The following is an 18863-nucleotide window of genomic DNA, read 5'->3' as shown; positions in this document are numbered from 1 at the left end:
CACCGGACGCGTCAGCCGGACCGCCGGGCCCGGTCGGTCCGGCGCCGGTTCTCCTTCTCCAGCGCGGCGACGAGCTCCTCTTTGGACATCCGCGACCGGCCGGGGATGCCGAGCTGCTTGGCGCGCTGGTAGAGGTGCTGCCGGCTCGCGGTGGCGTTGACGCCCCCGTGGGTCGGCTTTTCGGGCTGCCCGGCACCCCCGGCGGCCTGTTCGTCGGACGGGCCGCGTTCGGGCTTGGGTTCCCAGTGGTCGCCGACCTTCTCGAAGGTGTGCTTGAGGGCCGAGTAGGCGGTCTGCTGGGCCCGCCGGCCGGGGCCGTAGGTGTCGAGCGCGGAGTCGTGCGCGGCCACCCAGGTGTCCTGGGCCTTGCGCGGCGACCGCAGCAGGGTGCTGGGCAAGTCTTCGCGTCCGGGCATGTCGCCTCGGCTACCCGGGCCACCACCCGCCGAAACGCCCACCGCCCCGATGCCCCACCAGTCACGCATGATGCCCCGTCAATCACGCGAGATGCCCGAACCGACCCTCCAGGCAAGCGCCCCGGCGGGACCTGTCCGGGAGGACCGGAGCCTCGTGCGCGGGCGATCCCGGGGTCGGGCATGCTGGTGACCACTGTTTTCGGGGTCGAGGGGACGAGAGGGCGAAAATGGGTGTTTCACCCGATTTGACGATTCCGGCGAGCGTCGAAAGCCCGGCACCGCCGCAGCCACCCGCGTCGCCCGTGGCCCGGTGGCTGCTGGAGCACCGGGTCGCGCCGGTCGGCCGCGCGGGCGGTGAAGACCACGGCACGCCGCAGGCCTGGTGGAAGGTCATGTGCCTGACCGGCGTCGACTACTTCTCGACCCTCTCCTACCTGCCCGGCATCGCCGCGCTCGCCGCCGGGGCGCTTTCGCCGCTGGCGACCCTCCTGATCGTCGCGCTGACGCTGCTCGGCATGCTCCCCATGTACCGCCGGGTGGCCCGCGAAAGCCCGCACGGCCAGGGTTCGGTCGCGATGCTGGAGAACCTCCTGCCGTTCTGGCGCGGCAAGCTCTTCGTCCTCACCCTGCTCGGGTTCGTGGCGACGTCGTGGATCATCACGATCACGCTGTCCTCGGCGGACGCCACCGTGCACATGCTGGAGAACCCGTACCTGCCGGGCTTCCTGCACGGCCACGCGGTGCTCATCACCGTCGTGCTGCTGCTGATCCTCGGCGGGGTGTTCCTGCTCGGCTTCAGCGAGGCCGTCGGGGTCGCCATCCCGCTCGTCGCGGTCTTCCTGCTGCTCAACGCCGTGGTGACGGTGGCGGGCGTGATCGACCTGCTCGGCGACCCCGCCGCCCTCTCCCACTGGACCGACGCGCTGACCGCCGGCGGCGGCGGGTTCTCCGGCGTCATCGGGCCCGCCGTCATCGCGTTCCCGATGCTGGTGCTGGGGCTCTCCGGGTTCGAGACGGGCGTCAGCATGATGCCGCTGGTCGCGGCCGACGGGAAGTCCGCCGAGGAGAAGCTGGAATCCCGGATCCGCAACACGCGGAAGCTGCTCACCGCCGCCGCGCTCATCATGTCGGTGTTCCTGATCGCGACGAGCTTCGTCACCACCGTGCTGATCCCGGCCGACGCGTTCAAGGACGGCGGCGAGGCCAACGGCCGCGCGATGGCCTACCTGGCCCACCGCGAACTCGGCGAAATCTTCGGGACCGTCTACGACGTCAGCAGCGTGCTGATCCTGTGGTTCGCCGGCGCCTCGGCGATGGCCGGGCTGATCAACATCGTCCCGCGGTACCTGCCCTCCTACGGCATGGCGCCGGAGTGGGGCCGCGCGGTCCGGCCGGTGGTCGTCGTCTACACGGTGATCAGCATCCTCATCACGATCGCGTTCGGCGCCGACGTCAACGCCCAGGCCGGTGCCTACGCGACCGGCATCCTCGCGATGATGGTCTCCGGCGCGGTGGCGGTCAGCATCTCGGCGATCCGGCACCGGCAGCGCGGGGCGGCGGCGGGCTTCGTCGTCCTGACGCTCGTCCTGCTGTACGCGCTCGTCGAGAACGTCATCGAAAAGCCCGACGGGATCGCCATCTCGGCCCTGTTCATCCTCGGCATCATCGTGGTCTCGCTGGTCTCCCGCGTGTCGCGGACGACGGAGCTGCGCGCCGACCGCATCGAGTTCGACGACGAGGCCCGCCGCTTCATCGCCGATTCGCTGGCCCACGACGGCGCCCTGAACCTGATCGCGAACAAGCGCCAGGGCGGCGACCACGCGGAGTACTCCGCCAAGGAAGCCGAACAGCGCGGGATGAACCCGGTGCCGGGCGCCGCGGACATCCTGTTCCTGGAGATCGACGTCGTGGACCCGTCGGAGTTCAGCAACGTCCTGCAGGTGCGGGGCGTGGAGGTCGACGGCCACCGGATCCTCCGCACGGACAGCCCCGCGGCACCCAACGCGATCGCCGCGATCCTGCTCACCCTGCGCGACGTGACGGGTGTCCGCCCCCACTGCTACTTCGAGTGGTCCGAGGGCAACCCGCTCGGGCACCTGTTCCGCTACCTGCTGCTCGGCCGCGGTGACACGGCACCGGTGGTCCGGGAGATCATCAGGAGCGTGGAGAAGGACCCGGAGCGCCGCCCGGGCATCCACGTCGGCGGCTGACGCGGCGGGCCGGTGGTTGCTCGACGCTCCGGCGTGCTCGCCGGAGCGTTCCGAGCCGGCTCACCGATCTGACGGCAGCACGCGGAGCACAGATCCCCCGCCGTCGGCTGACGATCGGGTGCGCTACCGGCGTCCCGCGGGTGGCGGGCCGGCCCGCCGGACCGGTGCCCGGGCCGGGCCGCGGCCGTCCTGCGGGCGTGGTCCCGGGGAGGTCGCCCTCCGGGGGACGTCACGGGGCCAGGAGCCGAAAAGATCAACCCGCGAACATGAGCCGTTCGTCCGGCGCAGTGCTCGCCGGAGCGTTCCGAGCCGGCTCACTGAGCCCGGGCGGGGACTCCGGGCCAGACCTGCCGGAGCAAAGTCTGCGGAGCACAGATCTCCGCCGTCGGCTGACGATCGGGTGCGCTACCGGCGTCCCGCGGGTGGCGGGCCGGCCCGCCGGACCGGTGCCCGGGCCGGGCCGCGGCCGTCCTGTGGGCGTGGTCCCCTGGCCGGTGCCCGGGCCGGTCCGCGCGCCGGTGGTGGGCCCGCCGGGCGGGGCGCCCGCGCCGGGCGTTCCGACTCCGGGACCGGACGCGGCCGGTTGACCCAGGAGTCGAACAAGAGGATCAACCCCGCGAACAGGGCGAAGCCGACCCCCAGCCCCCAGTGGATCAGCGCCCCGAGGATCCCGGCGACGAGCAGCACCGGCAGGACCGCCATCAGGCAGAACGGGTCGATCCGGCCGAATTTCGGGCGTGAGGCCCCATCGCGGGGACTCACCGTGCGGTCTCCGGGTTCCTGCGCGCCATTCCAGCAGTATGCAACGGCGCCGCCCGGCCCTGCCACCGGGGCGGCCAAGCGGGCCGGGTCATGATCACCCGCGGTGACCGAGCCGGACGTCGCAGTGGTGAACAACGCGGTGGCAGACAGAAACGGACAGGATCCGGGCGCATCCGGGGAAACACCGCCGGTCCGTGCTGCAATGGCGCCGTCGCGGAAAGGGGCAGGCATGAAAAACGGCTTCCCGCAGCGGTTCGGACACGCACTCCTGGCCATGGTGACGGCGTGCGGCGCGCTCGCCGGCGCCGCCCCGGCCACCGCGAGCCCGGCGCCTCCTTCGCTGGCGTTCGCGAACCCGGACAGCCAAGCGCTGTTCGGGGGCGCATACGCCGCCGCCCTGCAGAACCTGTTGCGCACCAACACGATCGGATACGACGCGCGCTACGACCGGAGCGGGCTGCTGGATCCGGCCACCGGCATCGTCCGCGCCGGCGGCGGCTACGCCCAGCCGTGGACGCGCGACGCGTCGGTCAACAGCTGGAACGCCACCAGCCTCCTCGACCCGGCCCTGGCGGAGAACACCCTGTGGGCGGTGGTCGACAAGGACGCCGGCGGCGCCCTGCGCGTGCAGCAGGACGACCAGCAGTGGGACCAGGTGGTCTGGGTCACGGCCGCCTGGCACCACTACCTCGTCACCGGCGACCAGGACTTCCTCCGGAACGCCTACCGGACCGCGACGAGCACGCTGACGATCCGCGAACACGCCACCACGGCCGGCTTCAACGCGGCCTACGGCCTGTTCACCGGGGCCTCCTTCTTCAACGACGGCATCGCCGGGTACCCCGCGCCGCCCGCCGACGCGACCGAGTCGGTCGGCACCGGGAGCATGCCGTGGCCCGGGGTGGCGACCGGGATGTACCTCAGCACGAACGAGCTCTACTACGCCGCCTACGTCAACGCCGCGAACATGGCCGCGAAGCTGGGCCGGCCAGCGCCGGAGATCGCCGGCTACCGCGGGAAAGCCACGGCGCTGCGAACCGCGATCAACCAGCGCTTCTGGAACCCCGCCACCGGGCTGTACGACTACCAGCTGCTCGCCGACGGCTCCCGCGGCGCCTTCCAGGAAGGCACCGGGCTGGCGTTCGCCCTGGTCTTCGGCATCGCGAACCCGGCGCAGGCGCGCTCGATCCTCGGCCACGCGCGGGAACTGCCCTGGGGCATGCCCGACACGTTCCCGAACTGGGCGCGCTACAGCGACGCGCAACCCGGACGGCACAACGCCATCGTCTGGCCGCTCGTCCAGGGCCTGTGGGCGAAAGCGCTGGCGGGGCAGGGCGAAGTGAACGCGTTCGCCTCCGAAACCGCGCGCCTGGCCAAGCTCGCCGCCGGCAACAGCGGTTTCTGGGAGATCTACCACGGGACGTCGGGGGTCGTCGACGGCGGCTGGCAGCGGCTGGGCGACACGGTGAAGTTCCACTGGGGTTCCGAACCCGACCAGACCTGGTCGGCCACGGCGTTCCTCGACATGGTCCACACCGGCCTGTTCGGGCTGACCTTCACCGAGCACGGCGTGTCGTTCGCACCGCACCTCCCGGCCGGCTGGGGTGAGGTCACCCTGCGGAACCTGCGCTACCGCGGCGCGAACCTCACCATCGCCCTGCACGGCGCGGGCAGCGCGATCGCGTCGTTCGAAGTCGACGGCCGGCAGGCCCCGGCCGCCATCCCGGACACGCTCACCGGCGACCACACGATCGACGTCACCCTGACCGGCGCATCCGCCGCCGACCGGGACGGCGACGGCGTGGCCGACGCCCAGGACCGCTGCGCCGACACCGCCGGGACGTCCGCACTGGGCGGCTGCCCCGACCCGGCGCACCTCGAAGCCGAGGACGCCCGCAACACCGGCGGCGTGAAGACGAACGTGAACCACACCGGCTACTCGGGCCGCGCGTTCCTCGACGGCCTCTGGGCGCAGGGCGCGGCGACGTCCTTCACCCTGCACCGCGCCACGACGGCGCCGGAGCGCGTCGCGCTCACCGTGCGGTACGCCAACGCCAACAACGACACCCGGACCATGACGCTCTCGGTGGACGGGCAGGCAGTGCGGCAGGTCGGCTTCCCGAAGGTCGCCGACAGCTGGGACGCCTGGGGCACGACGACCTTCGCCGACGTCCCGCTCACCGGCCGCGACCCGGTGGTGACCCTGTCCTACGCGGCGGGCGACACCGGCGCGATCAACCTCGACTGGCTCGAACTCCGCCGTTAGCGGACCGCGAACACCATCCCGATGTCGGCGGCCTCCTGGACGGGGTCCTGCACGGCCTCGACCGCGAACCCGCGCGCGGTGAAGACCTCCCGGACGGTCTCGCGGTGGCGCCGCCAGCCTTCGACCTCGACGACGGCTTGGCGGACCAGCGGCCAGTGCCGGTCTTCCAGTCCCCGCAGGACGTCGAGTTCGGCGCCTTCGACGTCGACCTTGAGCAGGTCGACGCGCTCGATCGCCTGCTCGTCGAGCACCGCCGACAGCGGCCGGACGCGGACGCGGTGCGTCTCGAGCTCCCGCATCGCCCGCAGCTGCCGTCCGACGATCCCCCGCAGGATCGGCGCGGGCACGCGACGCGGCCCGGCGCCCAGCCCGCCCCGGCGGATCATCTCGACGATGCTCGCGGTGACGCGCCGCCGCTCGGCCTCGATGTTCCCCGCGTCCCGCAGCGACGAGGAGAAGATGGTCGCGGCCGGGAAGTAGCTGAAGTCGAGCTCGTCTTCGTCGGCCGCCAGGCCGTAGGGCAACGCCGTCAGCCGGCCGCCGAAGAACTCTCGGCCGTTGCGCTCCAGCGTCGCGTGCAGGGGCGGGAGGGGCTCGAACGCGAGGATCCGCACGTCGCCGTCCAGCCGTTCGTACACGGCCGCGGAAAAGACGCCGACGTTGGCGCCGACGTCGAGCACGGTCGCGCCGGGGGCGAGCTCGACGCCGTGGGCGAAGTAGGCGCCGACTTCCTCGCGCAGGAAGGACACTTCCCAGGCGTTGACGCTGTGCAGGTCGATCGTGTCCATGGTCACGCGCAGAGACTTACCAGCAACGCCCGGTGCGGGGCACCCCCGTTCGGCGGCTACACCACCGGCCGGTCGATCACCGCCCGCCGGCAGCCCGGCGTTCGCCCTCGATGTGCAGCGCCGCCTGTTCCGGTCCCGACGCCGGGGCCGAACCCGCGTCCACGCCCACCTCGTCCGGCTCGGTGTCCACCGGCGGCCCGTCGCCCGCCACGGGTTCCAGCTGGACCGGCTGCTCCGGTGACTCGCCGGTGTCCTCGTCCACCGCCCCGCCCGCCCGGCTGTCGATCCCAGTCGTGGCCTCGGCCGCCGGGTCCGGGAGCTCCTCCGCGATCCGGTCGCCCAGGCCGCGCGGGTGGGCCTGCTCCCACGGCGTCATGCCGTACTTCGTCACGCCCGACCAGTGCTCCGGCGGGTCCATCCCCTCTTCGAGCGGATCGGTGCGGAGGCGGTCTTCGTCGAGGTCCTCGGCGCTGTTCAGGGCCGCCGGGTCCGTCTCGACGGCGTCCGGCCCGCCGGTGTCCTGCGGCGGGTCGTAGCTCTGGTCCGGTTCGGTCATGTTCCCCGGGCTTCCCACTGACGCGTCCGCGAAACACCGGCCGGGGCTTTGCGCACCGTCCCCCGGGGTAACCGCCTCCCATGAGTGAATCCGAGGAACGCCCCCTCACCCCCGACGCACCGGCCCCGCCGGGCACCCCCGAGCTCGACCTCGACGTCGAAATCCCCGAATCCGGCCGGCCGCGGAAGGAACCCGACACTCAGGACGCCGGCGAAACCGAACCGCCGAGCTGAACCGGGGGCCACGGCCGCGCCGCGGTCATCAGGCCGATCATGCCCGCGACCAGGCGCAGCTGGTCCACCGTCCGGATGTCCGCCTCGACCAGCCGGGGCGAACACACCAGCACGGCCAGCGCCTGCGCCCGCGACAGCGCCACGTTCAGCCGGTTGCGCGACAGCAGGAAGTCCAGCCCGCGCGGCAGGTCGACCGCCGACGACGACGTCATCGTCGCGATCACCACCGGAGCCTCCTGGCCCTGGAACCGGTCGACCGTGCCCACCCGGACGCCCGGGTACCCGGCCTCCTCCAGTGCCCTGGTCACCGTGCGGGCCTGCAGGTTGTACGGCGCGACGACGAGGATGTCGTGGTCTCCCAACGGCCGCGCGGAGCCGCGGTCCGTCCACATGCGACCGTGCACTTCGGACACGAGCTGCACGACCCCGGCCGCTTCCTCCACCGATCGGGTGGTGTTGCCCCGGTGGTCGACCTCGCTCAGGTACAGCCCGGCGTCGATGCCGTCCAGCGCGCGGTCCGCGGCCGACGGGTGGGCGTGCAGCCGCCCGGCGTAGGACAGGTTCGACACCGGTTCGCAGACCGCCGGGTGCATGCGCCGCGTCTCGTCGAGGAAGTACCCCAGTGCCGCGGGCATGATGTCGGCGTCGCCGATCAGGTGGCCGAGCGCCGAGGCCTCGGCGCCCGCCGGGTGCGTGCCCTGCACCACCTGCGGCAGCTGCTGCGGGTCGCCCAGCAGCAGGACGTTGCGGGCGCACATCGACACCGCGAGCGCGTCGGCCAGCGCGAACTGGCCGGCCTCGTCGATGATCAGCAGGTCGAAGGGCTCCTCGCGGACCGCCGCGTTGGCGAACGTCCACGCCGTGCCGCCGACCAGGTGCCCGGTGTCGTGCTCCTGCCGCCACTTCACCAGCGCCGGGTTGCTCTTCGGCTGCTCCCACGGCGCGGCCGGGTCCGGTGTCTTCTTCGCACGCTTGGCGCAGGGCAGCTCCGGCGCGCTCTTCATGGCCGCGCTCAGCACGTTCTCCACCGCCTTGTGGCTGGTCGAGGTGACCGCGACGGTGCGCCCGGCTCGCACCAGCCGGGCGATCAGCCGTCCGGCGAGGTAGGTCTTGCCCGCCCCCGGCGGCCCCTGCACCGCCAGCGCCGAACCGTCGAGCTCGTCGACCGCTTCGATCACCGTGGCGACCAGGTCCTCGCCGGGCGCGGGCAGCGCCGCGCCGCCGCGAAGCCGCGGCGGAGTGCGCCGGAGCAGGTCGACGCCGGGGTGCCGCGGCAGCTGCGGGAGGGCGTCGACGACCAGGCGCGCGAGGTCGGCGACCGCCTCGTCCTTGGGCGAGGGCCGCACCGGGCTGCCCGGCAGCACCGCGCTCGGCCGGTCGTTCGTGGTCGCGTCCGGCGGGCAGCTCTCTTCCAGCGTCAGCTCCACGGCCGACGCGGCGACGACCTTCGCGTCGCGGGCGGTGTCGCCGTAGCGCAGCCGCACGTCGTCACCGGGGGCGAACGGGTGCGGCCGGTCGGGGTCGCACGCCAGCTGCAGCGTCCGCTTCGCCGTGCGCGCCCGCCCGGCCGGGGGCACCCACTCCCCCGCTTCCAGCGAGACCGGCACCGCGCAGGCGGTGTCCACCTCGAGGTCGCCGAGGGGCGCGGCGAGCTGGCGGAAGTACTCCCACCACGCCGGGTTCGTCTCGCGGCGGTGGTAGCCGACGGACGCCGCCAGCAGCGCGCGGGCCCGTTCGTCGGGGGTGAACCGCCCCGGGTCGTCGGGCAGGCCGTCGAGCAGGGGGTCGACCAGCGCGGCCAGCTGCGCGGCCCGTTCGGCGCGCCGCTCGGCGGCGACGTCCTCTTCGGCCGCGCGCAGCAGCGCGTCCTCCGCGGATTCCGCCGCCGGCTCCGGGAGCTCGATGCCCGCGTCGGCGCGCACCCGGTGCAGGAACTCGAACAGCCGCTGCGCGGAGGCGCAGTCGTCCTCGGTGTTTTCGCCGATGCGGCGCAGCACCTCGTCGGCGCGTTCCGGCTCCCCGGACTGCGCGAGCGCCAGGTACTCCTCGTACGCCTCGACGTCGGACACCGCGGTCTTCCCGCGGGCACCGGGCTGGTAGAGCGGCTCGAGGTGCCGGATCGAGTACGACCGCTGCGACACGCGCAGCGCCTTGCGCACCACCGCGTGCAGGTCCACGACCGCGCCGCTGCGCAGCAGGTGGTCGACGGTCTCCTCGCGGGTGCCGTGCACCGCCGCCAGCCGCTTGATCGCGGTGACCTCGTACGGCGCGTAGTGGTAGACGTGCGAGCCCGGGTGCTCGGCGACGCGGGCGGCGGCGAAGTCGACGAACTCCTCGAACGCCCGGCGTTCCTGGGCGCGGCTGTGTGCCCAGAACGGCGTGAACTGCCGGTCGCCGAACGCGCCGAAGAGGTACTCCAGCCCTTCGCCGGCGAGGGCGTGCGGATCGCCCGCCAGGTCGACGAACACGTCACCCGGTGCCGGGGACGGCAGGGCGGCCAGCTCGTCCGGGTCGACGATCTCGTAGGCGACCTCGCCGGTGGCGTCCTGCCGGACCTGCAGCGCCGCCTGGGCGCGCAGGGTGGCGAAGGCCGTCGCGGACAGGTCCCGCGGCCGGTCGGCCGGGCCGGCCGCGGCCAGCGCGTCGATCGAACCGAGCCCGGCGGCCACCAGTTTGCGCCGCTGGTCGCCGCGCATCCCGGCCACGAGCGAGAGGTCCCGGTCGGCTTCCCGCGCCGACGTGCAGTGCTGGGCGAACCCGCAGCCGGCGCAGGCCGGGCGTTCGTCGGCCCACAACGGCACCGGCAGCCGCGGCGGCCGCCCGGCCAGCCGGGTCCGCAGCCGGGCCACCAGCGGCCGGAAGTCCTCGACGCGCAGCGTCCGGGTGCCGCCGTCGGTCAGCCGGAGGTGCAGGTGCGGCCCGGCGGGCCGGCCCGCCCGGGTGATCGCGTCGGCGCACGCCGTCAGCCGGACCACCGCGGCGGGCGTCGCCTGCCGGACCGGCTTCGCGTCGTGGACCTCGTAACGGCCTTCGGCGTCCTGGACCAGGAAGTCCGCCTGCGCCGTGAACTCGCCGTCGAGGAAGACGGCCCGGTGGACCACCGGCACGCCGGACCGCAGCGCCTCTTCCGTCGCCTTGGCGGCGAGCGCGGTGTCCTCGACGTCGATCTCGGCGACCTCGCGCCCGTCGGCGCGGAACCGCGCGAGCATCGCCGCCGCGTGCCCGCGGCGCGGGCCCGGTTCGGCGAGCGCGGGCCGTGGCGCTCCCGGCAGGTCCGCGGCCAGCGCCTGGACGAGGACGCTGCGGTGTTCGCAGTCGAGCAGGTCGGCGAGATCGTCGGGGGTGAGCATCGCCGCGCAGTCTGACACGGCGGATCACCCGGGCCGGAGCACGCCGTCCCGACACGCCGAAACTTTCGGGAATCCCCGCTATATCGCCAATTCTTGACAGTGCGGAACCCGCCCGCAATAGTGCGAGAAGCGAACTAAATACCCGGCGGACACGATGGGGGAAACCTTGTCTCTCAGCGACGAGAACGGTCTGCGGCGGCGATCCTTCCTGATCGGCAGCGGAGCTGCCGTGGCCACTTCGATGTTCGGTGGCGTTCCGGCGCAAGCGAACCCGCCGGGCGCCTTCCCGGGCGACTACGACGGCTCGGACCTGTGGCTGCGGTACGAGCCGGTCGACGATCCCGGCCTCCTCGCCCGGTACCGGGCCGCGCTCGGCGCGATCGTCGTGGAGAACGCCGGGCGGACCCCGGTCCACCGCCACACCGCGAACCTGGCCATGGCCCCCGGCTCCACCGAGCACCTGGTGCGGAGCACCCTGGAAGCGGCGCGGGACGAACTCGTCCGCGGCCTCGGCGGGTTGCTGGGGCGGCCGGTGCCGGTGCCGGGCGGCTGCCCCGACCGCGCGGTGGTCGTCGGCACCCCCGACAGCTCTCCGCTGGTGCGCGGGCTCGTCCCCGCGCGCGACCTGACGCCGCTCGGCACCGACGGCTACCTCATCCGCTCGCTCTCGCGCGGCGGCCGCCGGGTGGTCGCCATCGCCGGCAACACCGATCTCGCCGCCCTGTACGGGACGTTCGCCTTCCTCCGGCGGCTCCAGGCCCGGCAACCGGTGGCGGACCTGGACATCCGGTCGGTCCCGAAGATCAACCACCGGTACCTGAACCACTGGGAGACTGAGCGGCTCTACGCCGGGAACAACCCGGCCGGCACGGGCGGGCTGAACGGGGAAACCGGGGCGATGTTCGACTTCACCGCCACCGGCGCGTCCGCCGCGCTGAACCTGCCGGTGATCCTCGACCGGTACCTCGTGGCCGCACGGGCGATGGCTTCGGTGGGCATCAACGGCATCACGATCAACAACGTCAACGCCAACAGCTTCTACCTCACGCCGGCCGCCATCGAGCAGGAAGCCGCGCTGGCGGACGCGCTGCGCCCGTACGGGATCAGGCTGGCGGTCTCCATCAACTACGCGGCCCCGACCGACGCGCGGTTCGCGCCCGACACGCTCACCCGCGAGCAGCTGGATCCCTACAGCGCCGAGTTCCAGGGCTGGTGGACGCGCCGGGCCCGGCAGCTGCAGGCCGCGATCCCCGACTTCACGGGCTTCACCGTCAAAGCGAACTCCGAGGGCCAGCCGGGCCCCCAGGACCTGGGCTACGACCACGGCGACGGCGCCAACGGCATGGCGGCGGCGGTGGCCCCGCTCGGCATGCGGATCTTCTGGCGGACCTTCGTCTACAACGCCGACGTCGATCCGGACCGGCTCAAGCGCGCCTACCTGGAGTTCGGCCCCATCGACGACGAGCCCCAGCCCGACGGCACGATCGGCCGGTTCGCCGAAAACGTGTTCCTGCAGACCAAGAACGGGCCGCTCGACTACCAGGCCCGCGAGCCGGCCAACCCGCTGTTCGGCCGGATGGAACACACCAACCAGGCCATCGAACTGCAGGTCACCCAGGAGTACACCGGGCAGAACACGATGCTGTGCTACCTCGGCCCGTTGTGGGAAGAGGTGCTCAAGTCCGACACCCACGCGACCGGCCCGGACGGCAGGCTGCTGGCGAAGCGGCTGGTGGGCAACGTCGTGGACGGCACGGCCCAGGGCCACCCGGACAGCGCCATCGTCGGCGTGGCCAACTTCGGCAACGCCGACAACCTGACCGGGCACCACTTCGCGCAGGCGAACCTCTACGCCTTCGGCAGGCTGGCGTGGGACTGGACGCTGGACGCGCGCGGCATCGCCGAAGACTGGGTCCGGCTGACCTGGAGCAACCGCGACTTCGTCGTCGGGACGATCGTGGCGATGATGATGGGCTCGCGGGAGGCGCTGGTGAGCTACCAGACCCCGCTCGGCGTTGCCCACCAGTTCCGGTCCAGCGACCACTACGGCCCCAACCCCGCCGAACGGCTCGCGCGCGACGACTGGAGCCCGGTGTACTACAACAAGGCCGACCGCGCCGGGCTGGGCTACGACCGCTCCCCCACCGGCAGCGGGTTCACCGCGCAGTACTTCCCGGTGCTCGCGGCCCGGTACGCCGACATCGAGACCGTCCCCGAAAACCTGCTGATGTGGTTCCACCACGTGCCGTGGGACCGGCGGCTGCGCACCGGCCGGATCTTCTGGGACGAGCTGGTGTACCGCTACCAGACCGGCGTCCACTACGTGAGCTGGATGCGCCGGGCCTGGGACTCGCTCGAGCCCCACCTCGACGCGCGGCGCTTCGCCGAGGTCAAGGCCAAGCTCGCCGCGCACGAGGCCGACACGGGCACCTGGCGCGACACCTGTGTGCGCTACTGGCAGGAGTTCAGCGGCCGGGCGATCCCGACGGACGGGCCGCTCTCGATCCGGATCGTGGTCGGCGTCCGGACGATCGGCGGCTTCGACGCGGGCGCGCCGTCGTACACCGTCGCGGTACCGGCCGGGGCGTCACCGAGGATCACGAAGGTCGTTCCGGCCGACCCGGCGGCGAAGTGCCGGGTCCTTTCCCAGGCTCGTGACGTCCCCGGACAGGCTGTGGTGCGGGTCAGCGCGATGAGCTTCTTCGGGCCCCTCCTCAAGGACTACGTGTTCGACTTCACCCGGTGAACGCGTCCGGGGAACCTCCCGCCTGCCGCGTCCGTTGTCGTAGCCTACGGCACCGTAAGTTACGGTTGCGTAGGTACGGAAGGACGTTCCCCCATGCCGGTCCCCGAAACCACCCGCCTGCTGCACGAGCTGGAAGGCACGGTCGAAGAGAACCTCAACCGGCACCTCGCCGCCGCCCAGGAGTGGATGCCGCACGAGTACGTCCCCTGGAGCCAGGGCCGCGACTTCGCCGACCTCGGCGGTGAAGCGTGGGACCCGGAGCAGTCCCGGGTGAACCCGATCGCCCGGACCGCCCTGGAGGTCAACCTCCTCACCGAGGACAACCTGCCCAGCTACCACCGCGAGATCGAGCGCGCGTTCGGCCGCGACGGGGCGTGGGGCACCTGGGTGCACCGGTGGACCGCCGAAGAGGGCCGCCACGGCATCTGCATCCGCGACTACCTGCTGGTCACCCGCGCCGTCGACCCGGTCGAGCTGGAGCGGATGCGGATGGAGACCATGCAGGCGGGTTACGACACCGGCGACAAGCCGCTGCTCAACGTCTGCGCGTACGTCTCCTTCCAGGAGCTCGCAACCCGGCTTTCGCACCGCAACACCGGCCGCTACACCCAGGACCCGCTGGCCGAGCGGCTGCTCGCCCGGGTGTCCACGGACGAGAACCTCCACATGGTCTTCTACCGCAACCTGGTCAAGGCGGCGCTGGAGATCTCGCCCGACGCCATGATGCGCGCGATCACCGACGAGGTCCTGAACTTCGCGATGCCGGGCGCGGTGATCCCGAGCTTCCAGCGCAAGGCGGCGCTGATGGCCAAGGCCGGCATCTACGACCTGCGCATCCACCACGACGACGTCGTCCAGCCGCTGCTGCGGTACTGGAAGGTCTTCGACCTGACCGGCCTCGGCGCGGCCGGCGAAGCCGCCCGGGAGGAGCTCGCCACGTTCGTCAAGGGCCTCGACACGCAGGCGTCGCGGTTCGAGGAACGCCGGGACGCGGCCGCCGCGCGCCGGGCCGCGCGGGGCATAGTGGACCTCTGAGCCACACCGCCGGAGGTCGCCGTGCCGCACCGAGGTCGCGTTCCCGGCGCCACCGGGCCGGTGCTGGGACGCGCGCTGCGGGTGCTCGAGGCGTTCTCGCCGGACCGGCCGGCACTGCGGCTGACCGAGGTCGCCCGCCGGACCGGGTTGCCGGCCGCGACGGCCCACCGGCTGCTGCGGGAGTTCTGCGAGTGGGGCGCGCTGGAGCGCGACGAGGCCGGCGTCTACCGCGTCGGCCTGCGGCTGTGGGAGCTGGGTTCGCTCGCCCCGCGCGGCCTGGGCCTGCGGGAACTGGCTTTGCCGTTCCTGGAGGACCTTTCGCAGATCACGCGCGAGAACGTCCAGCTCGCCGTCCGCGAAGGCGCCGAGGTCGTGTACATCGAGCGGATCGCCGGCTCCGGGGCGGTGCCGGTGCTGACCCGCGTCGGCGGGCGGTTCGCCCTGACCGCGACCGGCGTCGGGCTCGTCCTGCTCGCCCACGCCCCGGCCGAGGTGCAGGAGGAGGTGCTCGGCAGCCCGATCGAGCGCTACACGAGCGAGACGGTGACCGACCCGGACCGGGTCCGGCACCTGCTGGCCGACGTCCGGACGCACGGGTTCTCGATCAGCGACCGGCAGGTCACCCTGGACGCGCTGTCGGTGGGCGCGCCGATCCACGACGCGCGTGGCCAGGTGGTGGCGGCGGTGTCGCTCGTGGTGCGGTACGGGAGCGTGGCACCGCACGCGCTCGCGCCGCTGGTGATGACGAGCGCTCGCGCGATTTCCCGCGCGCTTTCCGTCTTATGAAATAGCCCTTCGTGGCGCCCGGGCCGGTCCCCCACGCTGTGACCCGGCCCACCACGAAAGGACGACCCGATGAGCGCCATCCCCCGCGACCAGTGGTACGTCGCCGCCTACGGATCCGAGATCGGCACCGAACTGTTCAGCCGTACCGTCTGCGGGGAACCGATCCTGTTCTGGCGGACCCGCGACGGGAGCGTCACCGCGATGGCCGACCGGTGCGTGCACCGGCGGTTCCCGTTGTCGCAGGCGCCTTCGCGGCTGGTCGACGACCAGGTCGTCTGCGGCTACCACGGCTTCACCTACGGCGTGGACGGCAAGTGCGTGGCCGTGCCCGGGCAGACGCGGGTGCCGCGGACCGCGCGGCTGACGCGTTACCCGCTGGTGGAGCAGGATTCTTTCGTCTGGGTGTTCATCGGCGACCCCGCGAAGGCCGACGCGGCGGCCATTCCGCGGGCCCCCTGGCTCGACTCGCCGGACTACACCACGGTCCGCGGGATGGAACCGCTCAAGGCGCGGTACTCGCTGCTGGTGGACAACCTGCTGGACCTGTCCCACGAGACCTACCTGCACGGCGGCTACATCGGCACCCCGGAGGTCGCCGAAACGCCGATCACCACCGAGGTCGACGAGGACGCCGGCATCGTCTACGTCTCGCGGCACATGGCCGACGCGGCGTGCCCGCCGTTCTATTCGAAGTCGACCGGCCTCGAAGGCCGCATCACGCGCTGGCAGGACATCGAATACACCCCGCCGTGCCTGTACAAGCTGCACAGCCGCATCGCGCCGGTCGGGTCGGTGCCGAACCCGGACGGCAGCGACCCGGACGCCTTCCACGTCGAGGTCGTCTACGCCATCACGCCGGAAACCGAGCACTCGACGCACGACTTCTGGGCGGTGGCCCGGGACTTCGCGCTCGACGACGAAGGCGTGTCGGCGTTCCTCGCGGACAACAACCGCACGGTGGTGCTGCAGGACGTCGAAGCCCTCGACGTCCTGGAACGGGTGATCGCCACCGAGCCGGAGGGCTACCAGGAGCTGTCGATCAACATCGACACGGGCGGCCTGGCGGCGCGCCGGATGCTGCAGCGGCTGGCGGCGTCGTGACGCGCCCGATGCTCACCGGTGACCGCGTCAACCGCATCCACTGGGTGCTCGGCACCGACCGGCTGCGCGCGGTCTGCCACTGCGGCGCCGAGCGCGAGTTCGACGACCCGGTGCAGCTGTGGGACTGGCTGCTCGCCCACCCCGAAGGACACTGATGATTCTCAAGCTTTTGGTGGACGACAAGGAAAAGCTGGCCGACGGCGTCGTCCGCCTGACCCTGCGAGCTCCCGGTGGCGAGCCCTTGCCGCCGTGGGAACCGGGCGCGCACATCGACCTGGTGCTGCCGGGCTTCGTGCGGCAGTACTCGCTGTGCGGCGACCCCGCGGACGCGTCGTCGTACCAGGTCGCGGTGCTGCGCGAACCCGACGGCCGCGGCGGCTCGGCGTACGTGCACGACTCGCTTTCGGCCGGCGACCTGGTTTCGGTCGAGGGACCTCGCAACCACTTCGCGCTGGTGCAGGCCTCGCGGTACCTGTTCATCGCGGGCGGCATCGGCATCACGCCGATCCTGCCTATGGTGGAAAGCGTCGCCCGCGCGGGCCACGACTGGCAGCTGGTCTACGGCGGCCGGACCCGTTCCTCGATGGCCTTCACGGCCGACCTCGCTCGGCACGGCGACCGGGTCGTCTTCCGCCCGCAGGACGAGCACGGGCTCCTGGACCTGCCGACGTTGCTGGCCTCGGCCGGGGCGGGGACGGCGGTGTACTGCTGCGGCCCGGAACCGCTGCTGGCCGCGGTGGAGGCGCTCGGCCCGGACGACCTGCACGTCGAGCGGTTCGCGCCGCTTCCGGACGACGGCCCGCGCACGGGGTTCGAGGTCGAGCTGGCCGGCTCGGGGCGAGTGCTGCCGGTGCCCGCGGACCGGTCGATCCTCGAGGTGGTCGAGGAAGCCGGGGTCACGATCCTGTCGTCGTGCCGGGAAGGGACGTGCGGCACCTGCGAAACCGGGGTGCTGGGCGGGGAGCCGGACCACCGCGATTCGGTGCTGACGGCGGAGGAACGGCTGGAGAACGAGGTGATGATGCTCTGCGTGTCCCGCGCCCGTTCGCCGCGGCTGGTGCTCGACCTCTGACGCAGCGTCACTGCACGGCGAACCCGGCCGATCTGTAGTGACATGGGACGGGTGAAGACGTTTCACTCATTCGTGGACAAGGTGGACGAGCGGCTCGGCGACGGCCTGGAAGCCGTCCTGTGCGCACACCACCACCGGCGGCTGCGGCGGCTCGGCTGGGGCGAGGTGCTCGAACCCGGGGGCGCCCAGGACCCGCTCGGTGGCCGGGCGCCCGTCCGGGAGGGCAACCGGGTCGAGGTGCTGATCGACGGTGAGGAGTCGCTGCCCGCCGTTGCCGAGGCCATCCGGAGCGCGGAATCCCACGTGCACATCGCCAACTGGCACGCCAGTGCGGACTTCCGGCTCACCCGGGAGCCCGGGTCGCCCACCCTGCGCGAGCTGCTGGCCGAGGCCGCCGGGCGGGGGGTCGAGGTCCGGGTGCTGCTGTGGGCCGGGCCGCCCTTTCCCGCCTTCCAGCCGTCGCGGAAGCTCGCTCGGGACGAACAGCGGAAGTTCACCGACGGCACCGGTGTGCGCTGTGTGCTCGACGCCCGCGAGCGGACCCTGCACTGCCACCACGAGAAGCTGGTGATCGTCGACGACGCCGTCGCGTTCGTCGGCGGGGTCGACCTCACCGCGCTGGACGGCGACCGGCACGACAGCCCCGAGCACCCGCCGCGGCCGATCGGGTGGCACGACCTGATGGCGCGGCTCGGCGGGCCGGTGGTGGCCGACGTCGCCGGCCACTTCCGGCGGCGGTGGACGGAGGTGGCCGGCGAGGACCTGCCCGAGCCGGCGGTCCCGGCGCCGGCCGGCCGCAGCCGCGTCCAGGTGCAGCGGACCGTGCCGAACGACACCTACCGCTTCCTGCCCGAAGGCGAGTTCACCGTCCTCGACGGCTACCTGCGCGCACTGCGCTCGGCGCGGCGGCTGATCTACCTGGAGAACCAGTTCCTGTGGTCGCCGGAGATCGCCGAGGTGCTGCTCGACAAGCTCGAGAACCCGCCGGACGACGAGTTCCGCGTGGTCCTGCTGCTGCCGCGCAAGCCCAGCAACGGCTCGGACACCACCCGCGGGCAGCTCGGCAGGCTGCTCGACGCCGACGACGGCCACCGGCGGCTGCTGGCCACGACGATCAGCGCCCACGACGGCGGCTCGGGGGCCCCGGTGTACGTCCACGCGAAGCTCGGCATCGTCGACGACGAGTGGCTGACCGTGGGCTCGGCGAACCTCAACGAGCACTCGCTGTTCAACGACACCGAGGTCAACATCGCCACCGACGACCCGGAGGTGGCCAGGGCGACCCGGCTGCGGCTGTGGGCCGAGCACCTCGGGCACCCGGTCTCGGAGCTGGAAAAGAGAAGCCCGGCGGACATCGTCGACCACCTCTGGCGGCCGCTGGCCGAGGAGCAGGCCGAGCGGGAGCGCCGCGGCGAGCGGCGGACCCACCGGCTGGTGCTGCTGCCGGGCGTCTCCCGCCGGGTGGCCCGGCTGCAGGGGCCGCTGCGCGGGCTGCTCGTCGACGGTTGAGTCTCCCCCGGTGGGAGACGGCAGGCTGGGGGC

General features: G+C 72.7%; 15 protein-coding genes. 10 read left to right on the top strand and 5 right to left on the bottom strand.

The annotated features are described in order from the left end of the window. Positions 1–11: 11 nt before the first annotated feature. Positions 12–416, bottom strand: coding sequence for a ChaB family protein (locus ACWEGE_RS40610; RefSeq protein WP_449665813.1), 405 nt, complete (start codon positions 414–416; stop codon positions 12–14). A 227-nt stretch (positions 417–643) separates the two neighbouring features. On the opposite strand from ACWEGE_RS40610, the gene ACWEGE_RS40605 reads away from it, so the two are divergent. After that, positions 644–2626: an amino acid transporter gene (locus tag ACWEGE_RS40605; RefSeq protein WP_449665812.1), complete on the top strand. Its 1983-nt coding sequence runs from the start codon at positions 644–646 to the stop codon at positions 2624–2626. Positions 2627–3031: 405 nt separating this feature from the next. On the opposite strand, the gene ACWEGE_RS40600 is transcribed toward ACWEGE_RS40605, so the two are convergent. Next, entirely contained in the window at positions 3032–3388 is a 357-nt protein-coding gene (locus ACWEGE_RS40600; protein ID WP_449665811.1) for a hypothetical protein, read from the bottom strand. 229 nt (positions 3389–3617) lie between these two features. Here ACWEGE_RS40600 and ACWEGE_RS40595 point away from each other — a divergent pair, with 229 nt between their 5' ends. Next, entirely contained in the window at positions 3618–5654 is a 2037-nt protein-coding gene (locus tag ACWEGE_RS40595) for an alpha-L-rhamnosidase-related protein (protein ID WP_449665810.1), read from the top strand. Here the strand turns inward: ACWEGE_RS40595 and ACWEGE_RS40590 are convergent. Then, positions 5651–6442 carry an FkbM family methyltransferase gene (locus ACWEGE_RS40590; RefSeq protein ID WP_449665859.1) on the bottom strand — a complete coding sequence of 264 codons (792 nt, stop codon included), beginning with the start codon at positions 6440–6442 and terminating at the stop codon, positions 5651–5653. The two genes, ACWEGE_RS40595 and ACWEGE_RS40590, sit on opposite strands and share 4 nt — an antisense overlap. Positions 6443–6518: 76 nt before the next feature. After that, on the bottom strand, positions 6519–6998 hold the full coding sequence (locus ACWEGE_RS40585) for a hypothetical protein (protein WP_449665809.1): 480 nt from the start codon (positions 6996–6998) through the stop codon (positions 6519–6521). Between the two features lie 80 nt (positions 6999–7078). Between ACWEGE_RS40585 and ACWEGE_RS40580 the strand changes: the two genes are divergently transcribed. Continuing rightward, positions 7079–7231, top strand: coding sequence for a hypothetical protein (locus ACWEGE_RS40580; RefSeq protein WP_449665808.1), 153 nt, complete (start codon positions 7079–7081; stop codon positions 7229–7231). Here the strand turns inward: ACWEGE_RS40580 and ACWEGE_RS40575 are convergent. Next, positions 7198–10581 carry a TM0106 family RecB-like putative nuclease gene (locus tag ACWEGE_RS40575; RefSeq protein WP_449665807.1) on the bottom strand — a complete coding sequence of 1128 codons (3384 nt, stop codon included), beginning with the start codon at positions 10579–10581 and terminating at the stop codon, positions 7198–7200. The genes ACWEGE_RS40580 and ACWEGE_RS40575 overlap by 34 nt on opposite strands. Before the next feature lie 166 nt (positions 10582–10747). Here ACWEGE_RS40575 and ACWEGE_RS40570 point away from each other — a divergent pair, with 166 nt between their 5' ends. From ACWEGE_RS40570 to ACWEGE_RS40540, 7 genes are all read left to right on the top strand, one after another. Continuing rightward, on the top strand, positions 10748–13327 hold the full coding sequence (locus ACWEGE_RS40570; RefSeq protein ID WP_449665806.1) for an alpha-glucuronidase family glycosyl hydrolase: 2580 nt from the start codon (positions 10748–10750) through the stop codon (positions 13325–13327). A 93-nt stretch (positions 13328–13420) separates the two neighbouring features. Then, the gene (locus tag ACWEGE_RS40565) at positions 13421–14362 is read left to right on the top strand and encodes an acyl-ACP desaturase (protein ID WP_449665805.1); all 942 of its coding nucleotides are present in this window, start codon (positions 13421–13423) and stop codon (positions 14360–14362) included. Between the two features lie 21 nt (positions 14363–14383). After that, complete coding sequence (locus ACWEGE_RS40560) at positions 14384–15148, top strand: IclR family transcriptional regulator (protein WP_449665804.1); 765 nt, start codon at positions 14384–14386, stop codon at positions 15146–15148. A 69-nt stretch (positions 15149–15217) separates the two neighbouring features. Next, positions 15218–16249 carry a Rieske 2Fe-2S domain-containing protein gene (locus ACWEGE_RS40555; protein WP_449665803.1) on the top strand — a complete coding sequence of 344 codons (1032 nt, stop codon included), beginning with the start codon at positions 15218–15220 and terminating at the stop codon, positions 16247–16249. Beyond that, positions 16246–16404, top strand: a complete 159-nt coding sequence (locus tag ACWEGE_RS40550; protein WP_449665802.1) for a hypothetical protein — start codon at positions 16246–16248, stop codon at positions 16402–16404. Before ACWEGE_RS40555 ends, ACWEGE_RS40550 begins: the two co-directional genes overlap by 4 nt. Beyond that, positions 16404–17321 carry a PDR/VanB family oxidoreductase gene (locus ACWEGE_RS40545; protein WP_449665801.1) on the top strand — a complete coding sequence of 306 codons (918 nt, stop codon included), beginning with the start codon at positions 16404–16406 and terminating at the stop codon, positions 17319–17321. The genes ACWEGE_RS40550 and ACWEGE_RS40545 overlap by 1 nt, the downstream gene beginning before the upstream one ends. Before the next feature lie 51 nt (positions 17322–17372). Next, on the top strand, positions 17373–18830 hold the full coding sequence (locus tag ACWEGE_RS40540) for a phospholipase D-like domain-containing protein (protein ID WP_449665800.1): 1458 nt from the start codon (positions 17373–17375) through the stop codon (positions 18828–18830). Positions 18831–18863: the final 33 nt, after the last annotated feature.

This window comes from Amycolatopsis sp. NPDC004747 (genome assembly GCF_053601335.1).
Note: the sequence above shows the minus strand (reverse complement) of the source record. Positions and strands in the feature narration are given on the sequence as shown.